14 protein-coding genes and 1 pseudogene are annotated in these 17,780 nt (G+C 48.7%); 14 read left to right on the top strand and 1 reads right to left on the bottom strand.

Going from position 1 to position 17,780, the window contains the following annotated elements:
- Complete coding sequence (locus ACFQO0_RS14305) at window positions 1-1,125, top strand: nickel/cobalt efflux protein RcnA (protein WP_382235760.1); 1,125 nt, start codon at window positions 1-3, stop codon at window positions 1,123-1,125.
- 35 nt (window positions 1,126-1,160) lie between these two features.
- Entirely contained in the window at window positions 1,161-2,462 is a 1,302-nt protein-coding gene (locus ACFQO0_RS14300) for an MFS transporter (protein ID WP_382235758.1), read from the top strand.
- A gap of 23 nt (window positions 2,463-2,485) precedes the next feature.
- On the opposite strand, the gene cadR is transcribed toward ACFQO0_RS14300, so the two are convergent.
- Window positions 2,486-2,917, bottom strand: coding sequence for a Cd(II)/Pb(II)-responsive transcriptional regulator (gene cadR, locus ACFQO0_RS14295; protein ID WP_382235756.1), 432 nt, complete (start codon window positions 2,915-2,917; stop codon window positions 2,486-2,488).
- Window positions 2,918-2,998: 81 nt separating this feature from the next.
- Between cadR and ACFQO0_RS14290 the strand changes: the two genes are divergently transcribed.
- The 12 genes and pseudogenes from ACFQO0_RS14290 to ACFQO0_RS14235 all read left to right on the top strand — a co-directional run bounded on the left by ACFQO0_RS14290 (window position 2,999) and on the right by ACFQO0_RS14235 (window position 17,770).
- On the top strand, window positions 2,999-5,236 hold the full coding sequence (locus ACFQO0_RS14290; RefSeq protein ID WP_382235754.1) for a heavy metal translocating P-type ATPase: 2,238 nt from the start codon (window positions 2,999-3,001) through the stop codon (window positions 5,234-5,236).
- 114 nt (window positions 5,237-5,350) lie between these two features.
- On the top strand, window positions 5,351-5,707 hold the full coding sequence (czcI, locus tag ACFQO0_RS14285) for a cation efflux protein, CzcI family (RefSeq protein ID WP_382235752.1): 357 nt from the start codon (window positions 5,351-5,353) through the stop codon (window positions 5,705-5,707).
- A 91-nt stretch (window positions 5,708-5,798) separates the two neighbouring features.
- Window positions 5,799-7,097 carry a TolC family protein gene (locus ACFQO0_RS14280; RefSeq protein ID WP_382235963.1) on the top strand — a complete coding sequence of 433 codons (1,299 nt, stop codon included), beginning with the start codon at window positions 5,799-5,801 and terminating at the stop codon, window positions 7,095-7,097.
- A gap of 11 nt (window positions 7,098-7,108) precedes the next feature.
- Window positions 7,109-8,629, top strand: coding sequence for an efflux RND transporter periplasmic adaptor subunit (locus ACFQO0_RS14275; protein WP_382235961.1), 1,521 nt, complete (start codon window positions 7,109-7,111; stop codon window positions 8,627-8,629).
- 10 nt (window positions 8,630-8,639) lie between these two features.
- Window positions 8,640-8,981 carry a P-II family nitrogen regulator gene (locus ACFQO0_RS14270; protein WP_382235750.1) on the top strand — a complete coding sequence of 114 codons (342 nt, stop codon included), beginning with the start codon at window positions 8,640-8,642 and terminating at the stop codon, window positions 8,979-8,981.
- A gap of 14 nt (window positions 8,982-8,995) precedes the next feature.
- Window positions 8,996-12,190 carry a CusA/CzcA family heavy metal efflux RND transporter gene (locus ACFQO0_RS14265; protein ID WP_382235748.1) on the top strand — a complete coding sequence of 1,065 codons (3,195 nt, stop codon included), beginning with the start codon at window positions 8,996-8,998 and terminating at the stop codon, window positions 12,188-12,190.
- 141 nt (window positions 12,191-12,331) lie between these two features.
- A complete protein-coding gene (locus ACFQO0_RS14260; RefSeq protein ID WP_382235746.1) occupies window positions 12,332-12,772 on the top strand; it encodes an MgtC/SapB family protein in 441 nt (146 codons plus the stop codon).
- A gap of 48 nt (window positions 12,773-12,820) precedes the next feature.
- Window positions 12,821-13,117, top strand: coding sequence for a zinc ribbon domain-containing protein (locus ACFQO0_RS14255; RefSeq protein ID WP_382235744.1), 297 nt, complete (start codon window positions 12,821-12,823; stop codon window positions 13,115-13,117).
- 52 nt (window positions 13,118-13,169) lie between these two features.
- Window positions 13,170-14,084: a cation diffusion facilitator family transporter gene (locus ACFQO0_RS14250; protein ID WP_382235742.1), complete on the top strand. Its 915-nt coding sequence runs from the start codon at window positions 13,170-13,172 to the stop codon at window positions 14,082-14,084.
- A gap of 928 nt (window positions 14,085-15,012) precedes the next feature.
- Entirely contained in the window at window positions 15,013-16,065 is a 1,053-nt protein-coding gene (locus ACFQO0_RS14245; protein WP_382235958.1) for a glycosyltransferase family 2 protein, read from the top strand.
- 1 nt (window position 16,066) lies between these two features.
- Window positions 16,067-16,747 (top strand): annotated as a pseudogene (locus tag ACFQO0_RS14240) (phosphoethanolamine transferase domain-containing protein); the annotation flags it as partial.
- Window positions 16,748-17,770 (top strand): phosphoethanolamine transferase, encoded by a 1,023-nt coding sequence (locus tag ACFQO0_RS14235; protein WP_382235955.1) that lies wholly within the window; start codon window positions 16,748-16,750, stop codon window positions 17,768-17,770.
- Window positions 17,771-17,780 lie beyond the last annotated feature (10 nt).

Here is a 17,780-nt window from a genome sequence, read left to right as displayed (position 1 = left end):
ATGACAGACTTTTCGACGCTATTGCAGCAAGGGGCAAACAATGCCTGGCTTTTCATCCCCAGCGCCATTTTGCTAGGGGCCTTGCATGGATTGGAGCCAGGACATTCCAAAACGATGATGGCCGCGTTCATCGTGGCCATCCGCGGCACTGTCGGGCAAGCAGTGATGCTCGGCTTCGCTGCGACAATTTCACATACAGCCGTAGTCTGGTTGATTGCTTTTGTCGGCATGTATTTCGGCAGTAAATGGAACGCAGAGGCGACAGAACCGTATCTCCAACTAGCTTCGTCCGTACTCATCATCGGTATTGCTATCTGGATGGCTTGGCGAACTTGGCGTGAATCACAAGTTCAGAAAGCGCACGCCCATTCGCATGACGACACGCATACGCATGCAGATGAGGAAACTAAACGGATCGATACGGGACATGGTGTCATTCGAGTGGAAGTTTTTGAGGAAGGTGTGCCTCCGCGATTCCGTCTTTATGAAGAAGGACCCCAGGCACATTCATGGCAAGCTGGTGAGATTGCAATGCTTACGATCCGCGCCGGGAGTGTGAGGCAATCATTTGCCTTTACACAGCGCGACGGTTTTCTTGAATCGATAGACGAAATTCCTGAACCGCATGAATTTACGGGACTACTCACCCTGACGCATGGCGGCCATGCACACGATTATGAGCTTACCTACACTGAACATTCCCACGGACACGCACATGCTGCAAACGCGAATCTGGATACGTCTGACTATCAGGATGCGCACGAATTAGCTCACGCCAACGACATCAAACGTCAGTTCACGAATCGTAATGTAACCAACGGTCAAATTGTGATGTTTGGTATTACGGGCGGCTTAATACCTTGTCCTGCGGCGATCACGGTTCTAGTGCTGTGTCTGCAATTAAAGAAAGTAGCCTTGGGCGCAACGCTTGTGCTGTCCTTTAGCATTGGGCTTGCTCTGACGATGGTGTTATCCGGTGTGATTGCGGCCATCAGCGTACGTCATGCGAGCAAGCGCTGGTCGGGCTTTGGTGAAATCGCGCGCAAGGCACCATATTTTTCCAGTGCCTTGATCATTTCGGTTGGGCTGTACGTCGGCTATCACGGCTGGATAGCGCTGCCTTAAGCAGCATCACCACTCTGCATACATCAGGACGGACAATGTTAAACGTACTTGCCAATCGTACTTACCGGCATCTGTTTTGCGCGCAGATCGTTGCCTTGATCGGAACCGGGCTAGCGACCGTCGCCTTGGGTCTGCTGGCCTATGACTTGGCAGGAGCGCAGGCCGGTACGGTGCTTGGTACGGCGCTGGCAATCAAGATGCTGGCCTATATCGGTGTCGCTCCTATCGCGGCCGCATTTGCAGAGCGCTTGCCGCGTCGGGCCATGCTCGTAACACTGGATCTAATTCGAGCCGCCGTAGCGGTGGTACTACCATTTGTCACGCAGATTTGGGAAATCTACGTATTGATTTTCGTTTTGCAATCCGCTTCGGCTGCATTTACACCGACGTTTCAGGCCACCATTCCCGATGTTTTACCTAATGAGGATGACTACACGCGAGCGTTGTCGCTATCCCGACTCGCTTACGATTTGGAAAGTGTCGTCAGTCCTATGCTGGCGGCAGCTTTGCTGTCCGTCATCAGTTTTCATATGCTATTCGCTGGTACTGCTGTTGGCTTTCTTTTTTCAGCAGCGTTGGTTGTCTCCGTGATCCTGCCAAAAGCGATACTCCCGAAACGGCGAGGCATTTACGATCGCACGACTCGTGGCATTCGTATTTACTTATCGACGCCACGATTGAGAGGCTTGCTAGCTTTGAATTTCGTGATTGCAGCGGCTAGCGCGATGGTAATTGTCAACACAGTGGTAATGGTGCAATCGCGTTTCGGATTGACGCAGCTTGCGACCGCGTGGGCATTGGCTGCGTTTGGCGGCGGCTCCATGATTGCTGCGCTGGCCCTGCCAAAATTGTTACGCAATATAGCCGACCGCAAGGCAATGCTGTGGGGCGCTTCGATTCTTGTTATCGGCATGTTAGCCGGTACGTTTGTCAGAAGCTACGCATTGCTGCTACCGTTGTGGATGCTGTTGGGATTAGGTTATTCGCTGGCGCAAACGCCTTCCGGCCGCTTACTGCGCCGCTCAGCGCATGCTGAAGACAGACCTGCATTATTTGCCGCACAGTTCGCGTTATCGCATGCTTGTTGGCTGCTAACCTATCCGATAGCCGGTTGGTTGGGCGCAAAAACCGGTTTCTCCGTCACTTTCGCTGGATTGGGAATATTTGCAGGATTGGCGTTAATTGTCGCAACCAAGGTATGGCCACAGGACGATCCAATGTCTGTCGAACACAGTCACGTTGATCTTCCCCAATCTCACCCGCATCTCAATGGGGACGCTGATAAACATTCCCACGAATATGTCATCGATGAGATACACCAACGCTGGCCGCGCTGAGGTCTGACAAGAGGACTATTCATTTACTGAAATTTGTCGTGGCAAACGCATCCATGTTCGTCCGTCGGCACATTCAGATTTTGAAGAATGCCGCAGTCGCGGGTTGAATGTGGCCCTGAACATTGATCCCGCAACGTAAGCAACTGTTGTTCGAGATTTAGCAGCATTTTGACGCGTGCTTGAACTTCTACAATATGCGAGTCCAATAAATTATCGACGCTCTGGCAGCCTGCAGCAGCGTTACTTTGCAGATCGAGCAGAATACGTATGTCAGCCAAACTCATTTGCAATGAGCGACAGTGTCGGATGAACTGAAGTCGCTCTTGGTGATGTGCTTGATACTCTCGATATCCATTGCTTGTGCGTTCAGGAGCAGCCAATATTCCCGATTTTTCGTAGTACCGAATAGTCTCCACATCACAGCCGGTCTTCGTAGCCAATTCCCCGATTTTCATAAGAGTCTCCAAAAATGCTTGACCCTGTAGCGGCTACAGGGTGTCTACTCAGCATACATCATCTGGAAAGTGGAGCAAAGAATGGCTGAAATACATCGTCCTCAGAATAAGCAGGGTATTGCGGATTGCTGTTCAATTAGTGATTGCCAGACTGTATACAATACTGCCACCCAACCAACTTCATCGGAAGTTCCATCCAATGCACAATCGGTCCAATACCGTATCTCAAACATGGATTGCCCGGTCGAAGAAAAATTGATTCGTAACAAGCTGGAAGGCATGAATGGAATTGTTCGTCTCGACTTTAATCTGATAAATCGAATCCTGAATGTTCACCATCAATTAAATAGTCTCGAATCCGTTACCTCAGCACTAAAAGCTATCGGTATGGATGCGCAGTTAGTCGATAGCGAAGCGCATCAGTCAAAAGCCCAAGAATCAGCGTCGTTATCGTCGGTCCAAAAGATATTGCTGGCTATTTCCGGTGTTGCAGCACTCGCAGCAGAAGTGCTTGCATGGACAACTCATACCGATGGATCGCCTCTAGTCATTGCACTGGCCTTTATTTCGATCGCAAGCGGCGGATTGCCGACATTGAAAAAGGGCTGGATTGCATTAAAAACATTCACGCTCAATATCAATTTCCTGATGAGTTTGGCCGTTATCGGCGCTATGGCAATCGGACAATGGCCTGAAGCTGCGATGGTGGTATTTCTCTTTGCGGTCGCAGAATTGATTGAGAGTCTTTCTCTGAATCGTGCACGAAATGCGGTGCATGGCTTGTTGAAACTGGCGCCAGATGTCGTGACCTTGCAGGACGCCAATGGTGGCTGGCAAGAAAAGCCGGTGGAATCTGCTGTTGTTGGCGACATGATGCGCGTCAAGCCAGGCGAGCGTATCGCCCTCGATGGCGTCGTCACAAGTGGCGAGTCTTCGGTTAATCAGGCCCCCATCACTGGTGAGAGCATGCCGGTGGACAAACGCACAGGAGATCCTGTTTATGCGGGGAGTATCAATGAGCGTGGTTTGCTGGATATAAAGGTATCCACCAATAGCGGTAACAGCACCTTGGCGAAAATTGTTCGCGTCATTGAAGAGACGCAAAACAACAAGGCCGCAACGCAACGTTTTGTCGATACGTTCGCCCGTTATTACACGCCTGCAGTAGTGGTGATGGCTATCCTAGTTGCGGTCATACCACCGTTGGTATTCGGCGCGGCATTTACACCTTGGCTTTACAAGGCTTTGGTCATGCTGGTAATCGCCTGCCCATGTGCGCTGGTCATTTCTACGCCGGTAACCGTGGTGAGCGGCCTGACCGCTGCAGCAAGACTCGGGATTCTTATCAAGGGTGGAGAGTTTCTTGAGGTAGGTTACAAGTTAAAAGCTATTGCATTGGACAAGACAGGTACGCTGACAGCCGGTCAGCCATCTGTGGTTGATGTGAAAACCATAGGTAATAGTGAACGTGAAGGTGTCTTGTTACTTGCGGCTAGTCTGGATGCGAACTCAGATCACCCTTTGGCAAATGCTATCGTCAAAGCCGGTCCTGAAAGCTCTCTGCATAAAGTCGTTACCAATTTCGAAGCCTTGCCGGGGCGAGGTGTTAAGGGTGAGATCGACGGCACAATTTACTATCTAGGAAATCACCGTCTGATCGAAGAGCTAAAGGTTTGTAGTCCAGCGATTGAAGCGCTGCTGGATGAAATAGAAGGTGCTGCACAAACCGCTGTAATGCTCGCAACGGACAAAACGGTCGTGGGTATTATTGCCATTGCCGATAGCTTGCGCGAGAGCGCCATTGAAGGTGTGCGGCAACTGAATCAACTCGGCATTACAACTGTCATGCTGACCGGCGATAACAATCGTACAGCGCAGCAGATAGGTGCTCATGTTGGTATCAATGTGATCAAGGCGGAACTGTTGCCAGAAGATAAACTGACGGAAATCAAAAGCCTTCAATCAAGCTACGGTGTAGTAGGCATGCTCGGCGATGGTATTAACGATGCGCCAGCGTTGGCGCAAGCTGATGTCGGCTTCGCGATGGGGGCAGCAGGTAGCGATACCGCGATTGAAACGGCTGATGTCGCGCTGATGAATGATGACCTTGGAAAACTTCCCGTTTTTATAAAACTGAGTCGTGCAACCCGCAGCATTCTGATTCAAAACATCAGTGCTGCGATTGGTATTAAAGCAGTATTCTTTGTCTTGGCTTTTATGGGTATAGCAACGCTTTGGATGGCTGTGTTCGCCGACGTGGGTGCAAGTCTCCTGGTTGTTTTCAATGGATTAAGGCTGTTGAAAAAATCTTACGTCTGATTTCGAAACTGACTAAACGTCATAGCTATCAAAGCTATTAATGTTGCTTACACATCTTTTACAACATAATTCTTTGCTAGAAAATTTTAAAAATAAGTTAGAATCCGGCTAGATATGAAACGCCTACTGATTATTTTAATGTTTTTGATTGTTCCGCTCCAGCTTAGCTGGGCAGCGGCTGCAGCCTATTGCGAACATGAAACTAATCCATCTACGGTGCATTTTGGTCATCACGAGCATAAACACATTGCGTCCGCTGATGAAAAAGCCGATACATCAAAATCGGCTGCAGCGGTTGACGGCGATTGCACTACCTGCCATCTGGGTGGCATCGCAATCCTGAGTATGCCAGTACAAATGATGGCGTTGGACCTTATCAGTGCGCCATCAATTATTGGTGGCAATCCTCTTCTTGCCTCAAGTCGTCCTTCAAGACCTGAACGGCCTAAATGGGCAAACGCCGCTTCCTGATCCGGCGCCTGCTCGTTCTATTTCCCTACTTTTGATGTAGTTTCCAGCGCAGGTCGTCGGATCCCCTTTGTCTGTTCCACAAGGAGATTCGATGCAAAAGGTATTACTGCCGCTTTTAATTGCGGCATCCACACTAAGCTCAATTGCACTTCCAGCGTATGCGCAACCGATGTCGCATACCTCTGTTTATTCCAATATGGCGACTCGATCTACGCCTGCAGGGTCGGCTTTCCCAAGTCTTACGCTAGCGGCGGCGTTGGAGCTGGCGTATAACGCCAATCCCGATATTGCGGTCGCGCGTCGCGAAGTAGAAGCAATTGAAGGGACGGTTCAGCAAGCTGGACTCATCCCTAATCCAGAGTTGGCAACCTTGGTCGAAGATACCAAGCGCGAAACACGCACGACCACCGTACAGATAAATCAAGTTATTGAATTGGGTGGAAAGCGCGGTGCGCGTATCAGTGCTGCTGAGCGCGGCCGTGATTTCGCTCTCATGGATCTAGCGGCTAAACAAGCCGACATACGTGCGAAGGTTATTTCAGCTTTCTATGACGTATTGGTTGGTCAGGAACGCATTCGCTTAGCTGAGGGGTCAGTCGAGTTAGCTAAACGAGCCACATTGATAGCATCAAGACGAGTGATGTCTGGAAAAATATCCCCAGTAGAAGAAACGCGCGCACGCGTGGCCGAAGCAGGTGTTCGAGTCGAACTGGCGCAAGCTGTAAATGAGTTAGAAACAGCTCGTCGCCAATTAGCGGCAACGTGGGGAGGTGTCACTCCGGGCTTTGAGCTTGTTGAAAATACGGAAAGCGATCTACCAACCCTTTGGCCCTTACCTGAATTGGCCCAACGTTTGCAGCAGTCTCCGTTTTTGCTGCGCGCAAAAATTGAAGTCGAACGCAGGAAAGCAATAGCGCAAGTTGAGCGATCGCGACGGATTCCCGATGTTACGGTGACGCTTGGTGCAAAGCGGGATGAGCAGATGGGCCGTAACCAGGCAGTGATAGGACTGTCGATACCGATACCTGTGTTTGATCGTAATCAAGGCAACGTTTTGGAGTCACTTCGCCGCACGGACAAGGCACGCGATGAGCTGGTTGCGACGGAAGTTAATTTGAACATGGAGCTTGGACAAGCACATGGCCGCTTAAGTAAGTCGCTGATCGAAGCAGAGTTAATCAAGACGGAAATCTTACCTGGTGCGCAAAGCAACTACGACGCAACGACGAAAGGTTTCGAGCTCGGAAAATTTAGCTTCCTAGAAGTGCTCGACGCGCAACGTACTTTTTTCCAAGCCAAATCGCAGTACTTGCGCTCCTTAGCTGAGACCTACCGTGCCGCAACTGACATAGACCGTCTGCTGGGCGAACCATTTTCTGCCATCAAGTAATAGAGGCCATGATGAAATTTAAACCACGTAAAAAACAAACCACCATCATCATTATCGTAGTCGTCGTTGGCCTATTGCTAGGCGGCCTGATCTTGGGCATGGGTAAAGCACAACCGCCGGGTGCAGAACAGGAATCTGGACACACTGAAACAAAAGAGCATGTTGATGAAAAGGGCCATGCCTCAACCGAACCGCAAAAAGGTCCACACGGTGGCAAGTTGTTTACCAAAGATGATTACGCGCTTGAAGTGACCATTTTTGAAAAAGATGTGGAACCCGAGTTCCGTTTGTACGCCTACAAGAACGGCAAGCCACTCGACCCAGGTGCTAGCCAAGTCAGCGTGACTCTGGAACGTCTGGGTCGCAAACCGCAGATGTTCACTTTTGTGAAAGAAGGCGATTACCTGAAAGGGAACGCCATCGTTGAAGAGCCGCATTCGTTCAAAGTGACTATCAATGCTCGCTATGGCGATAAGCCATATCAGTTTGCTTACTCGCAGGAAGAAGCAAGGGTCACCATGAGTGACGAGCAACTGAAACAAAATGGCGTACAGATACTAACTGCAGGCCCGGCGCGTATCAAAACAAGTCTGCAACTGATAGGTGAAATCCGTCTGAATGAAGACCGTACTGTTCATGTAGTGCCACGCTTGTCCGGCATAGTTGAATCGGTTCGCGCCAATGCCGGCGACCAAGTAAAGAAAGGCCAGGTGCTCGCTGTCATTTCCAGTCAATCGCTGTCAGATCAGCGTAGCGAACTACTGGCAGCGCAGAAACGCTTGAGTCTTGCACGCACGACCTATGAGCGTGAAAAGACTTTATGGGAAGAAAAGATATCGGCTGAACAGGATTATCTGCAAGCTCGCACCACCTTGCAGGAAGCCCAAATCATGGCCCAGAGTGCGCAGCAGAAACTGGCAGCATTGGGCGCATCACCTTCATCTTCCAACCTGACGCAGTATGAAATTCGTTCGCCTATCGATGGTGTCATTACCAACAAGAGTATTTCCACAGGCACGGTCACCAAAGAAGATGCCAATATCTTCGTCATCTCCGATTTATCTACCGTGTGGGTCGATCTGACGGTTCGCGCAGAGGATATCAATGTATTGAAGACCGGGCAAAAAGGCACCGTCAAATCCAGTGCTTTCGATGCACAAGATACAGGAACAGTGTCGTATATCGGTGCATTGGTTGGGGAACAAACGCGTACTGCCAAGGCACGACTTGTCCTTGCCAACCCTAAAGGCCTCTGGCGTCCAGGCTTGCCTGTGAATGTGAATCTGGTTGCAGGCGAAGTGGACGTGCCGGTTGCTGTATCTGCAGACGCCATTCAAACAGTGCGCGATTGGACTGTCGTATTCGGTCGCTATGGCAACTTGCTGGAAGCACGCCCGCTTGAGCTGGGTCGTAGCGACGGCAAGTTAATCGAAGTACTCAATGGCCTGAGTGTTGACGAAAAATATGCCGGCACCAATAGTTTCCTGATCAAAGCAGAACTTGGCAAGGCAAGTGCCAGCCACGACCACTAAGGAGATCGATATGAAACAGATTATTGCAATCATTCAACCGCATCGACTCGAGATGGTTGAGCTAGCCTTGCATGGCATGAGTCATTTACCTGGCTTTACTTTATTCCCTGCAAGAGGACATGCTCGCGGCCATGGTGCTCAGCATACCTTTACAGCGGATGAGTGGAACCCCGATACGCACGAACACATCGTGCTGCTGATGTTTTGTCCTGACGATATTGCACAAGATGCTGTTGAAGCTATTCGTGCCGCGTCCCATACAGGCAATCGCGGCGACGGTCTGATTGCTGTTACGGCAGTCGAAGACATGGTGCGCATTCATAGTGGCGAACGCGGCGACGCGGCCCTCTAGTTCAAGGAAAATTCATGTTTGAGAAAATTATTCGCTTTGCGATTGATCAGCGCTGGCTGGTCATGTTGATGACTATCGGTATCGCTGCACTAGGCATTTACAACTATCAGAAGTTGCCTATCGATGCGGTACCTGACATTACAAATGTACAGGTGCAAATCAATAGCAGTGCTCCGGGCTACTCACCACTTGAGACAGAACAACGCATTACCTTTCCTATCGAAACAGTGATGGCTGGTCTGCCATTGCTGGAACAGACCCGTTCCATATCGCGTTACGGCCTCTCCCAGGTCACCGTCATTTTTAAGGAAGGAACGGATATCTATTTTGCGCGGCAAATGGTCAATGAACGCATCCAAGAAGCGAAAGAGAAACTGCCATCAGGTGTGACGCCAAGCATGGGCCCGATTTCGACCGGGCTCGGCGAGATTTACATGTGGACGGTGGAATCCAAGCCAGGTGCGCTGAAGCCAGACGGCAAGCCTTACACGCCAACTGATCTGCGAGAAATCCAGGACTGGATTATCAAACCACAGTTACGCAATGTGCCAGGCGTGACCGAAATTAATACGATCGGTGGTAATGCCAAGGAGTTTCAGGTGGCACCGTTCCCTGACAGGTTGATAGCACATGGTCTGTCGCTGGACGATTTGATCACGGCCCTCGAGCGCAACAATAACAATGTTGGAGCAGGCTATATCGAGAAAAGCGGTGAACAATACCTGATTCGTGCACCGGGCCAAGTGACAGATATCAACGATATCGGCAACATTGTGATTAGCACCCGTCAGGGCGTTCCTTTGCGCATACGCGATGTAGCGGACGTTGTAATCGGCAAGGAACTGCGTACTGGTGCTGCGACCGAGAATGGAAAAGAGGTCGTGCTGGGTACCGTGTTCATGCTGATTGGTGAAAACAGTCGTTCAGTGGCAGCAGCGGTTGATAAAAAGATGAAGGAAATCAACCTGACTTTGCCTAAAGGCATTGTGGCCGACACGGTCTATGACCGAACTGTTTTAGTCGATAAAGCAATCGCTACCGTGAAGAAAAACCTGATGGAAGGCGCGTTATTGGTCATCGCCATTCTGTTTCTCTTTCTTGGAAATATTCGTGCTGCGATTATTACCGCGATGGTCATTCCACTGGCCATGTTGTTTACCTTTACCGGCATGGTCAATAACAAGGTCAGTGCAAATCTGATGAGTCTGGGTGCGCTAGATTTCGGCATCATTATCGATGGTGCAGTTGTGATTGTTGAAAACTGCATACGTCGGTTATCCCATGCACAAGCAATTGCTGGACGGGCATTGACACGCAACGAGCGGTTTCACGAAGTATTTGCCGCATCGAAAGAAGCGCGCCGTCCGCTGATTTTCGGTCAGTTGATCATCATGGTGGTGTACCTGCCTATCTTTGCCTTATCCGGCGTGGAAGGAAAGATGTTCCATCCTATGGCGTTCACGGTGGTGATTGCGCTGATAGGCGCGATGATATTGTCGCTGACGTTTATTCCTGCTGCCGTTGCCTTGTTGATTGGCGACAAAGTCAGCGAAAAAGAAAATCGCCTGATGGCATGGTCCAAGCGTCGTTACGAGCCTATGTTGAACTGGGTAATGATCAGTAAACCTTTGGTTCTGACTGTCGTCGGCGTCGTCGTCGTGTTGAGCGGTTTGTTGATGACGCGCATGGGTAGCGAGTTTATCCCTAGTCTGAATGAAGGTGATATTGCATTGCATGCCTTGCGCATACCGGGCACCAGTTTAACGCAAGCGATTGACATGCAAATGGAGCTGGAACGTAACATCAAGAGCTTTCCGGAAGTCAGTCGCATTTTTGCAAAACTAGGCACGGCAGAAATCGCAACGGATCCTATGCCACCGAATGTTGCCGATACCTTCGTTATCTTGAAGCCGGAATCGGAATGGCCAGAGCCCAAGCGAAGCAAGGCGGAGTTGATTGTCGCAATGCAGGAAGCTGTGGCCAAAGTACCAGGCAATAACTACGAATTCACACAACCGATTCAAATGCGTTTCAATGAATTAATCTCTGGTGTGCGTAGCGATGTTGCTGTCAAAGTGTTTGGCGATGATATGAATGCGATGAATGTAACGGCAGATCAAATCTCCGATGTGCTGACCAGCGTATCCGGTGCTGCGGATGTGAAAGTTGAGCAAACCACTGGTTTGCCGATGCTTACTGTTCAGATTGATAGAGAAAGAGTTGCGCGGCTGGGCGTCAACGTAGGAGATGTACAGGAAGCCTTGTCCATCGCAGTTGGTGGCCGGGAGGCGGGCGTACTATTTGAGGGAGATAGGCGTTTCGATATTCTCGTTCGCCTACCAGATTCAGTACGCAACGATATAGAGGCCATCAAGAAAATCCCGATTCGTTTGCCGGCAAGAGAAGGCATGGAATCGAATGCCCCCGGCTATACACAACTCGGCGACGTCGCCACTTTCACATTGGCACCTGGACCAAACCAGATCAGCCGTGAGAATGGTAAACGTCTTGTCATTGTGACGGCCAACGTGCGGGGACGTGATATCGGCTCCTTCGTTACTGAGGCACAGCAAAAGGTCCAGCAAACAGTGAAAGTACCCACCGGCTACTGGATTAACTGGGGCGGCACCTTTGAACAGCTGCAGTCCGCTACAGATCGTTTGAAAATCGTCGTGCCTCTGGCACTGCTGCTGGTCTTTCTACTCTTGTTTGCCATGTTCGGTAACGTGAAGGATGGCTTGTTGGTCTTCACCGGTGTGCCTTTCGCATTAACTGGCGGGATTGCCGCTTTATGGTTGCGTGATATTCCATTGTCTATTTCGGCAGGGGTCGGATTCATTGCGCTGTCAGGCGTCGCGGTACTTAATGGACTGGTGATGATTTCCTTCATACGTAGTCTTCGTGAGGAAGGGCGAACGCTTGATGAGGCTATTCATGAGGGGGCATTGACCCGACTGCGGCCGGTGTTGATGACGGCATTGGTTGCTTCATTGGGATTTGTGCCTATGGCTTTGGCGATGGGTACCGGTGCAGAGGTGCAACGTCCACTAGCAACAGTCGTTATCGGGGGCATCTTGTCATCGACGTTGCTGACCTTGTTGGTGTTGCCACTGCTTTACCAAATGGCACACCAACGTGATGAAGATGAACCGCATGCTCGCGATACTGAAAATCGCGGTTTCATCCATCGACTCGCGTTTTGGAAATGATTCGCGTAGCGCTGATATTGCATGTTGTTTAACTATTTCTTTGCAGGGACTGGATCATCAACTTGATCCAGTTTCCTAATTGAAAAACGAATTGTCATGAACGTATTTTTCATAAAGATGGAGTGAACATTGGATTGGAAAATGGAATTGCTATTTTCTGGCCGGATTGTCCTTGCTGCCCTTCTTGGCGCAGTCATTGGTCTGGACCGCGAACGCCAGGGAAGTGATGCGGGAGTTCGCACATGCATGGCGATTTCGATAGGATCCTGTGCCTTTAGCCTGATCTCGCTTCATGTCATAGGTGGAGACCCGACCAGAATTGCCGCACAAGTAGTAACTGGTATCGGTTTTTTGGGCGCTGGGGTAATTTTGCATGTGCATGGACGCATTGAAGGGTTGACGACGGCTGCAACTTTATGGGCTACCGCATCAATCGGAATGGCCTGTGCATTCGGCATGTATGTACTCGCGATATTAACGACGATTCTTATATATGGAATATTGGCACTCCGCCATGTTCCAGGCTGGAAAAAATTTACGCGAAAGGAGCCGTCTCCAGATTCGTCGGAATGCAATCGCTAACTTAATAGATTATTGACTGTGAATTGAGTCACAAATGAAGGAGAAAAAATGAGTATCTTTGAAAAATTAATGGGTGGTGGGCATGGTCGTCGCCATGGAGGTGGACACCACGAACGCTATGACAATGGCCCGCCAGCGAATCAAACCGAGACTTGGGGACGAGCGCCTCAATCGGCAGCGGTGCCGACGATGACATGTATAGCATGTGGGACGGCAAATACTGCGACTGCGCGGTTTTGCCAGCAATGCGGTACGTCTTTGATCCCGGTGCAATGTGAGGGCTGCAAGGCAGACATGTTGGGGGGAATGAAGTTTTGCGGCAAGTGTGGGATGGAGCGCAAATAAATTGCACTGACATATGTAACGTTAATTTTGTTTGATTGAACCGAGGATTCTCATGAGCGCTGGCCATACCCATGCATTGCCCAAAGGGCAAAACCAAAAGTACTTGCTGATTGCGTTCTTGCTGACGTCAACTTTTCTTATCGCAGAAGTGATAGGAGGTTTTATTACTGGCAGTCTCGCACTGTTGTCAGACGCCGCACATATGTTGACCGATGCAAGCGCGCTAGCTATTGCATTGGTCGCCATTCAGATAGGTAAGCGACCAGCAGATAAGCGTAGAACGTTTGGTTATCTTCGCTTTGAAATACTAGCAGCTGCATTTAACGCGATCCTACTTTTTTTGGTGGCGATGTACATCCTGTATGAGGCCTATCAAAGATTTCGTTCGCCGATGGAAATAGAGTCCACGGGCATGCTGATCATTGCCTCGCTTGGATTGATTATTAATTTAATCAGTATGCGATTGCTTAGTGCTGGAAAGGATTCCAGTCTCAACGTTAAAGGCGCGTACTTAGAGGTCTGGAGCGATATGTTGGGTTCTGTCGGCGTAATTGCCGGAGCACTCATTATTCGTTATACAGGCTGGACTTGGGTGGATTCAGTGATTGCAGTTGGGATTGGTTTTTGGGTGTTGCCAAGAACTTGGGTATTGCTGAGAGAGAGCATCAATGTGTTGCTCGAAGGAGTGCCCGAAGGCATGGATTTGGAAAAACTTCAGAAGTCTGTCCTTGAGATCCCAAGTGTCCAAAGTGTGCATGACTTACACGTATGGTCAATTTCAAGCGGGAAAGTAAGTTTGACGATGCATGTAGTTAGTGATGATTCCGAAAATCTTCATCCCGTACTGATAGCGACTATTCAATCGTTACTTGCTGAACAATTTGAAATCCATCACACCACCATACAAATCGAGAAGCAGCCTTGTGAACAGGCCGCAGTAGAGCATTCTTTCGGTCCTTCCAGTTAAGAAAGAATCGTGATTGATGCGGACAGACACTCATTGGACAACAAATATCTTTTAATAAATTATGTATATAGGAAATCGTTGGGTGCCGATGGCACTAGCAAATACGCTGCTTGTTGTAACGCTTCTGATCATATTAGTTATTTTTGGCACGTTGTATTGGTTGAGTCGTTCAGACCCGTCGGCTAAGAAGGCGCGAAATATAAAGCAGCAGGTACCGAATACAAAGAAACATAGTGCGCGAAAAAAGAGGTAGTGCGGTAAATCTCATTAAGTCATCTATGTCATACGATATTTTATAAAAATACGGATAGTCACGAAATCATAATATGGGCACGCTGGTTACTAGATCCTTTGCGTTTACGATGTTAGTCATGTTTTTATTTATGACTAACGTTGGCCTATGGAGTGACCATTCAAACTGGCTTAACCATGAACTTGAGCATAGTGCCAATGTCACCCCAATGACAAAGACCGCTGAGTATGTGTCATTGCATGACACTGATCATTTGGACATCAGCATTGCAACAAGTTCCGTAGCAGTCGAGCACGAGTTGCTTCACGCCGCGAGCCATCTTCAACTTTTTCTAGGTGTCGACCTAGACTTTTCTTTTCTGCCTCTAACGCAATCTGCAGAATTTTATTTCAATTATGTCGAAATTCTTCTTCTGGCATTCGACGCACCTTTTCGTCCTCCTCGGCTTTAAATCCCTGTCAATCTAATACTTTGTCTTCGGTCTTTGTGCCGTGGTAACGAGGTATTAATTATCAAAAATGCAGCGCATAGCGTGGATTAATTTCACGCCAAATGCATGCCTTTGCCTAGGCACTTTTGGAAATCACCCATTTGGAAATGTGTGGTTGCACGCTTTTTAAATAGCGCCCATTCGTGTCGGCCAAAGTTTTCATTAAAAAGATAGAGAAGCCTGCGATGAAAAACTTGCATCCGATTGCCCGTGCCGAGGGGAGAGAGTTGCCCTCATATACTTTGACCGTCGTCGTTCCCGTGTTCAATGAGGAAAGTGTCCTCCCGATATTCCATGATCGCTTGGTAAATGCACTCTCTGCGTTAAATCATGAATGGGAAGTTATTTACGTTGACGACGGTAGCACTGATAGAACGCATTTCATTCTGCAACAGCTACGAGCAAATAGTCAGGAGGTCGGCGTGGCTCGTTTTTCAAGAAATTTTGGGAAAGAAGAAGCCATGAGTGCTGGACTAAGGCTGGCGAGTGGGGACGCTGTTGTAATTATTGATGCAGATTTACAAGACCCTCCTGAGCTGATCCCGAGCATGGTTGACGCATGGCTAGAGGGTGTTGATATCGTCAATATGCGGAGAAGCCATCGCAGCGGGGAATCATGGTTTAAAAAAGCGACTGCGCACGCTTTCTATCGTGTGATTAATCGTTTGAGCGAAGTTCCTGTTCCAGAAGATGTCGGCGACTTTCGCCTACTAAGTCGACGGGCGATCGACGCTCTTAATCTTTTGGAAGAGAGAAATCGCTTTATGAAAGGGCTGTTCGCTTGGATAGGTTTCCCGCAAGTGACACTGAATTACAGCCGAGATGCTCGAGCGGCCGGACATAGTAAATGGCGCTATTGGCGTCTTTGGAATTTTGCTCTTGAAGGCATTACTGGATTCTCGGTCGCTCCTTTAAAAATCGCGACGTATGTGGGTTTAGCTTGTGCAGGTATCACGTTCATCTATGCCGCTTACTTTCTCATCAAGACATTATTTATAGGCGAGTCTGTCAAAGGCTTTCCTACTTTAATCGTCACCGTGATGATCTTGGGTGGTTTGCAATTGATGGCTATAGGAATCATAGGCGAATATCTGGGAAGACTTTTTATCGAGAGTAAGCGACGTCCACTTTATCTTTTGGAGGGATATCAGCCTTCTGCTCTCGTGCAGTCGGAAGAGAAATCGAATGTCTTGCCATACAAGGAAGTGACTTCACACTACTCTAAATCCTTGTCCTGATATGGCTTCTATTTCCTCAATTTTCATTGATCGGGTCAGACTATTATTGAAAAATAGTGCTGATAAAACGTGGATTTCAATAGCCAAAGTATTTGCAAAATATCCGGATATTTCATTTGCATCGCTTACTGCAATAGCACTTGTTGCGCTCAGCAATTGGCAGTTTTGGTTTAACGTTGTCAAGGCTATGAATTTGTCTGGCATTGCCGACGGTGCATTTATCTTCGCATTATTTTTGCTGTTCTCTTGGCTGTATGCGGTCTTGCTTTTACTGATGCCAGGTCGTCGGATTATGCGTGTCGCAGGCGTATGTCTAGTGGTTCTTGCCGCCGCTTGCGCATATTTTGTGGACAACTTTGGAATAGGCATTGATCGCGACATGGTTCGCAATGTCGTGGAAACAGACGCCACCGAAGCACTTGGACTTTTTAGCGCGAGACTAATTACCTACATCCTAGTTTTCTGAATTCTGCCAGCTTGGTTGCTTTGGAAAATTACCTTATCGCCAACTCCTTATAGAAGATATTTTTTTCAAAGAATTGCTTTCATCGTCGGCGGAGCAATGATCGTGTTTGTCGTTATGTCCCCGCAATCTGGAAAATTTGCATCATTTTTGCGTGAGCATAAGCCACTACGATACATGATGAATCCGGGGAATCTGCTGTATGCAAGCTGGAACTTGATGAAGCAAGAATCCGCTGCCCCAACTACGCAGTTAATCGATGTGGATGGAAAAGTAAGTCGAGTACCACCGCCATTGGGAAGCAAGCCCTTGTTAATTTTTCTGGTCATCGGGGAAACAGCCAGGGCTGCTGATTTTGAATTGTTAGGACACGTTCGTCCGACGAATCCCAAGTTGAGCGGTGTAGGCGATCTCTATCTCTTTAACGAGATGTCTAGTTGCGGTACGTCTACCGCGATTTCATTGCCTTGTATATTTTCTGGTTTGGGGCGTGAGAAGTTTGAGGTCGCTAACGCCACTAACCGAACAAATTTGCTCGACACTTTAACCAAGGGCGGCATTGCTGTTGAATGGCGAGACAATAACAGCGGGTGCAAAGGGATCTGTGCAAGGGTTCCCGCAGTCGCCATGCAAGCCGAAGTTACACCGTTGCTGTGCCAGGAAGACTACTGTCATGACGAAATTTTGCTCTCTGGCTTATCTAAATCAATAACTGATAACCCTGTTGATCAGTTAAAAGTACTACACCAAATCGGCAGTCACGGACCAGCATACTGGCGTCGCTATCCGGCATCGTTTGAATACTTCAAACCTACCTGCCGTACGACCAATCTAGGCGCTTGCTCTCTTGATGAAATACACAACGCCTATGACAACACCGTGCGTTATACAGATCATGTACTGAGCAAGATGATCGAGATGCTTCAAGATTTATCTGACCGGTACGACACAGTTTTTATATATGTATCCGATCACGGGGAATCTATAGGTGAAAACGGTTTGTATCTTCATGGGGCCCCTTATTATTTCGCCCCAGATATGCAGACACGCATTCCCATGTTGCTGTGGATGTCAGAGGGTTATCGCCAACGCAAGAATATCCAGTCTAGCTGCGTCCAATCATTAAGAAATCTTCCATTTAGTCACGACAACATTTACCACACCGTTCTTGGTATGGCCGATATCAAAAATGCTTTCTACAACTCTACGTTAGATATTTTGAAAGTGTGTCGTCCTTTATAGGGAGGTGTCG

The sequence above is a fragment of the Herminiimonas aquatilis genome, from assembly GCF_042665175.1.
Taxonomy (GTDB): domain Bacteria; phylum Pseudomonadota; class Gammaproteobacteria; order Burkholderiales; family Burkholderiaceae_D; genus Oxalicibacterium; species Oxalicibacterium aquatilis.
Note: the sequence above shows the minus strand (reverse complement) of the source record. Positions and strands in the feature narration are given on the sequence as shown.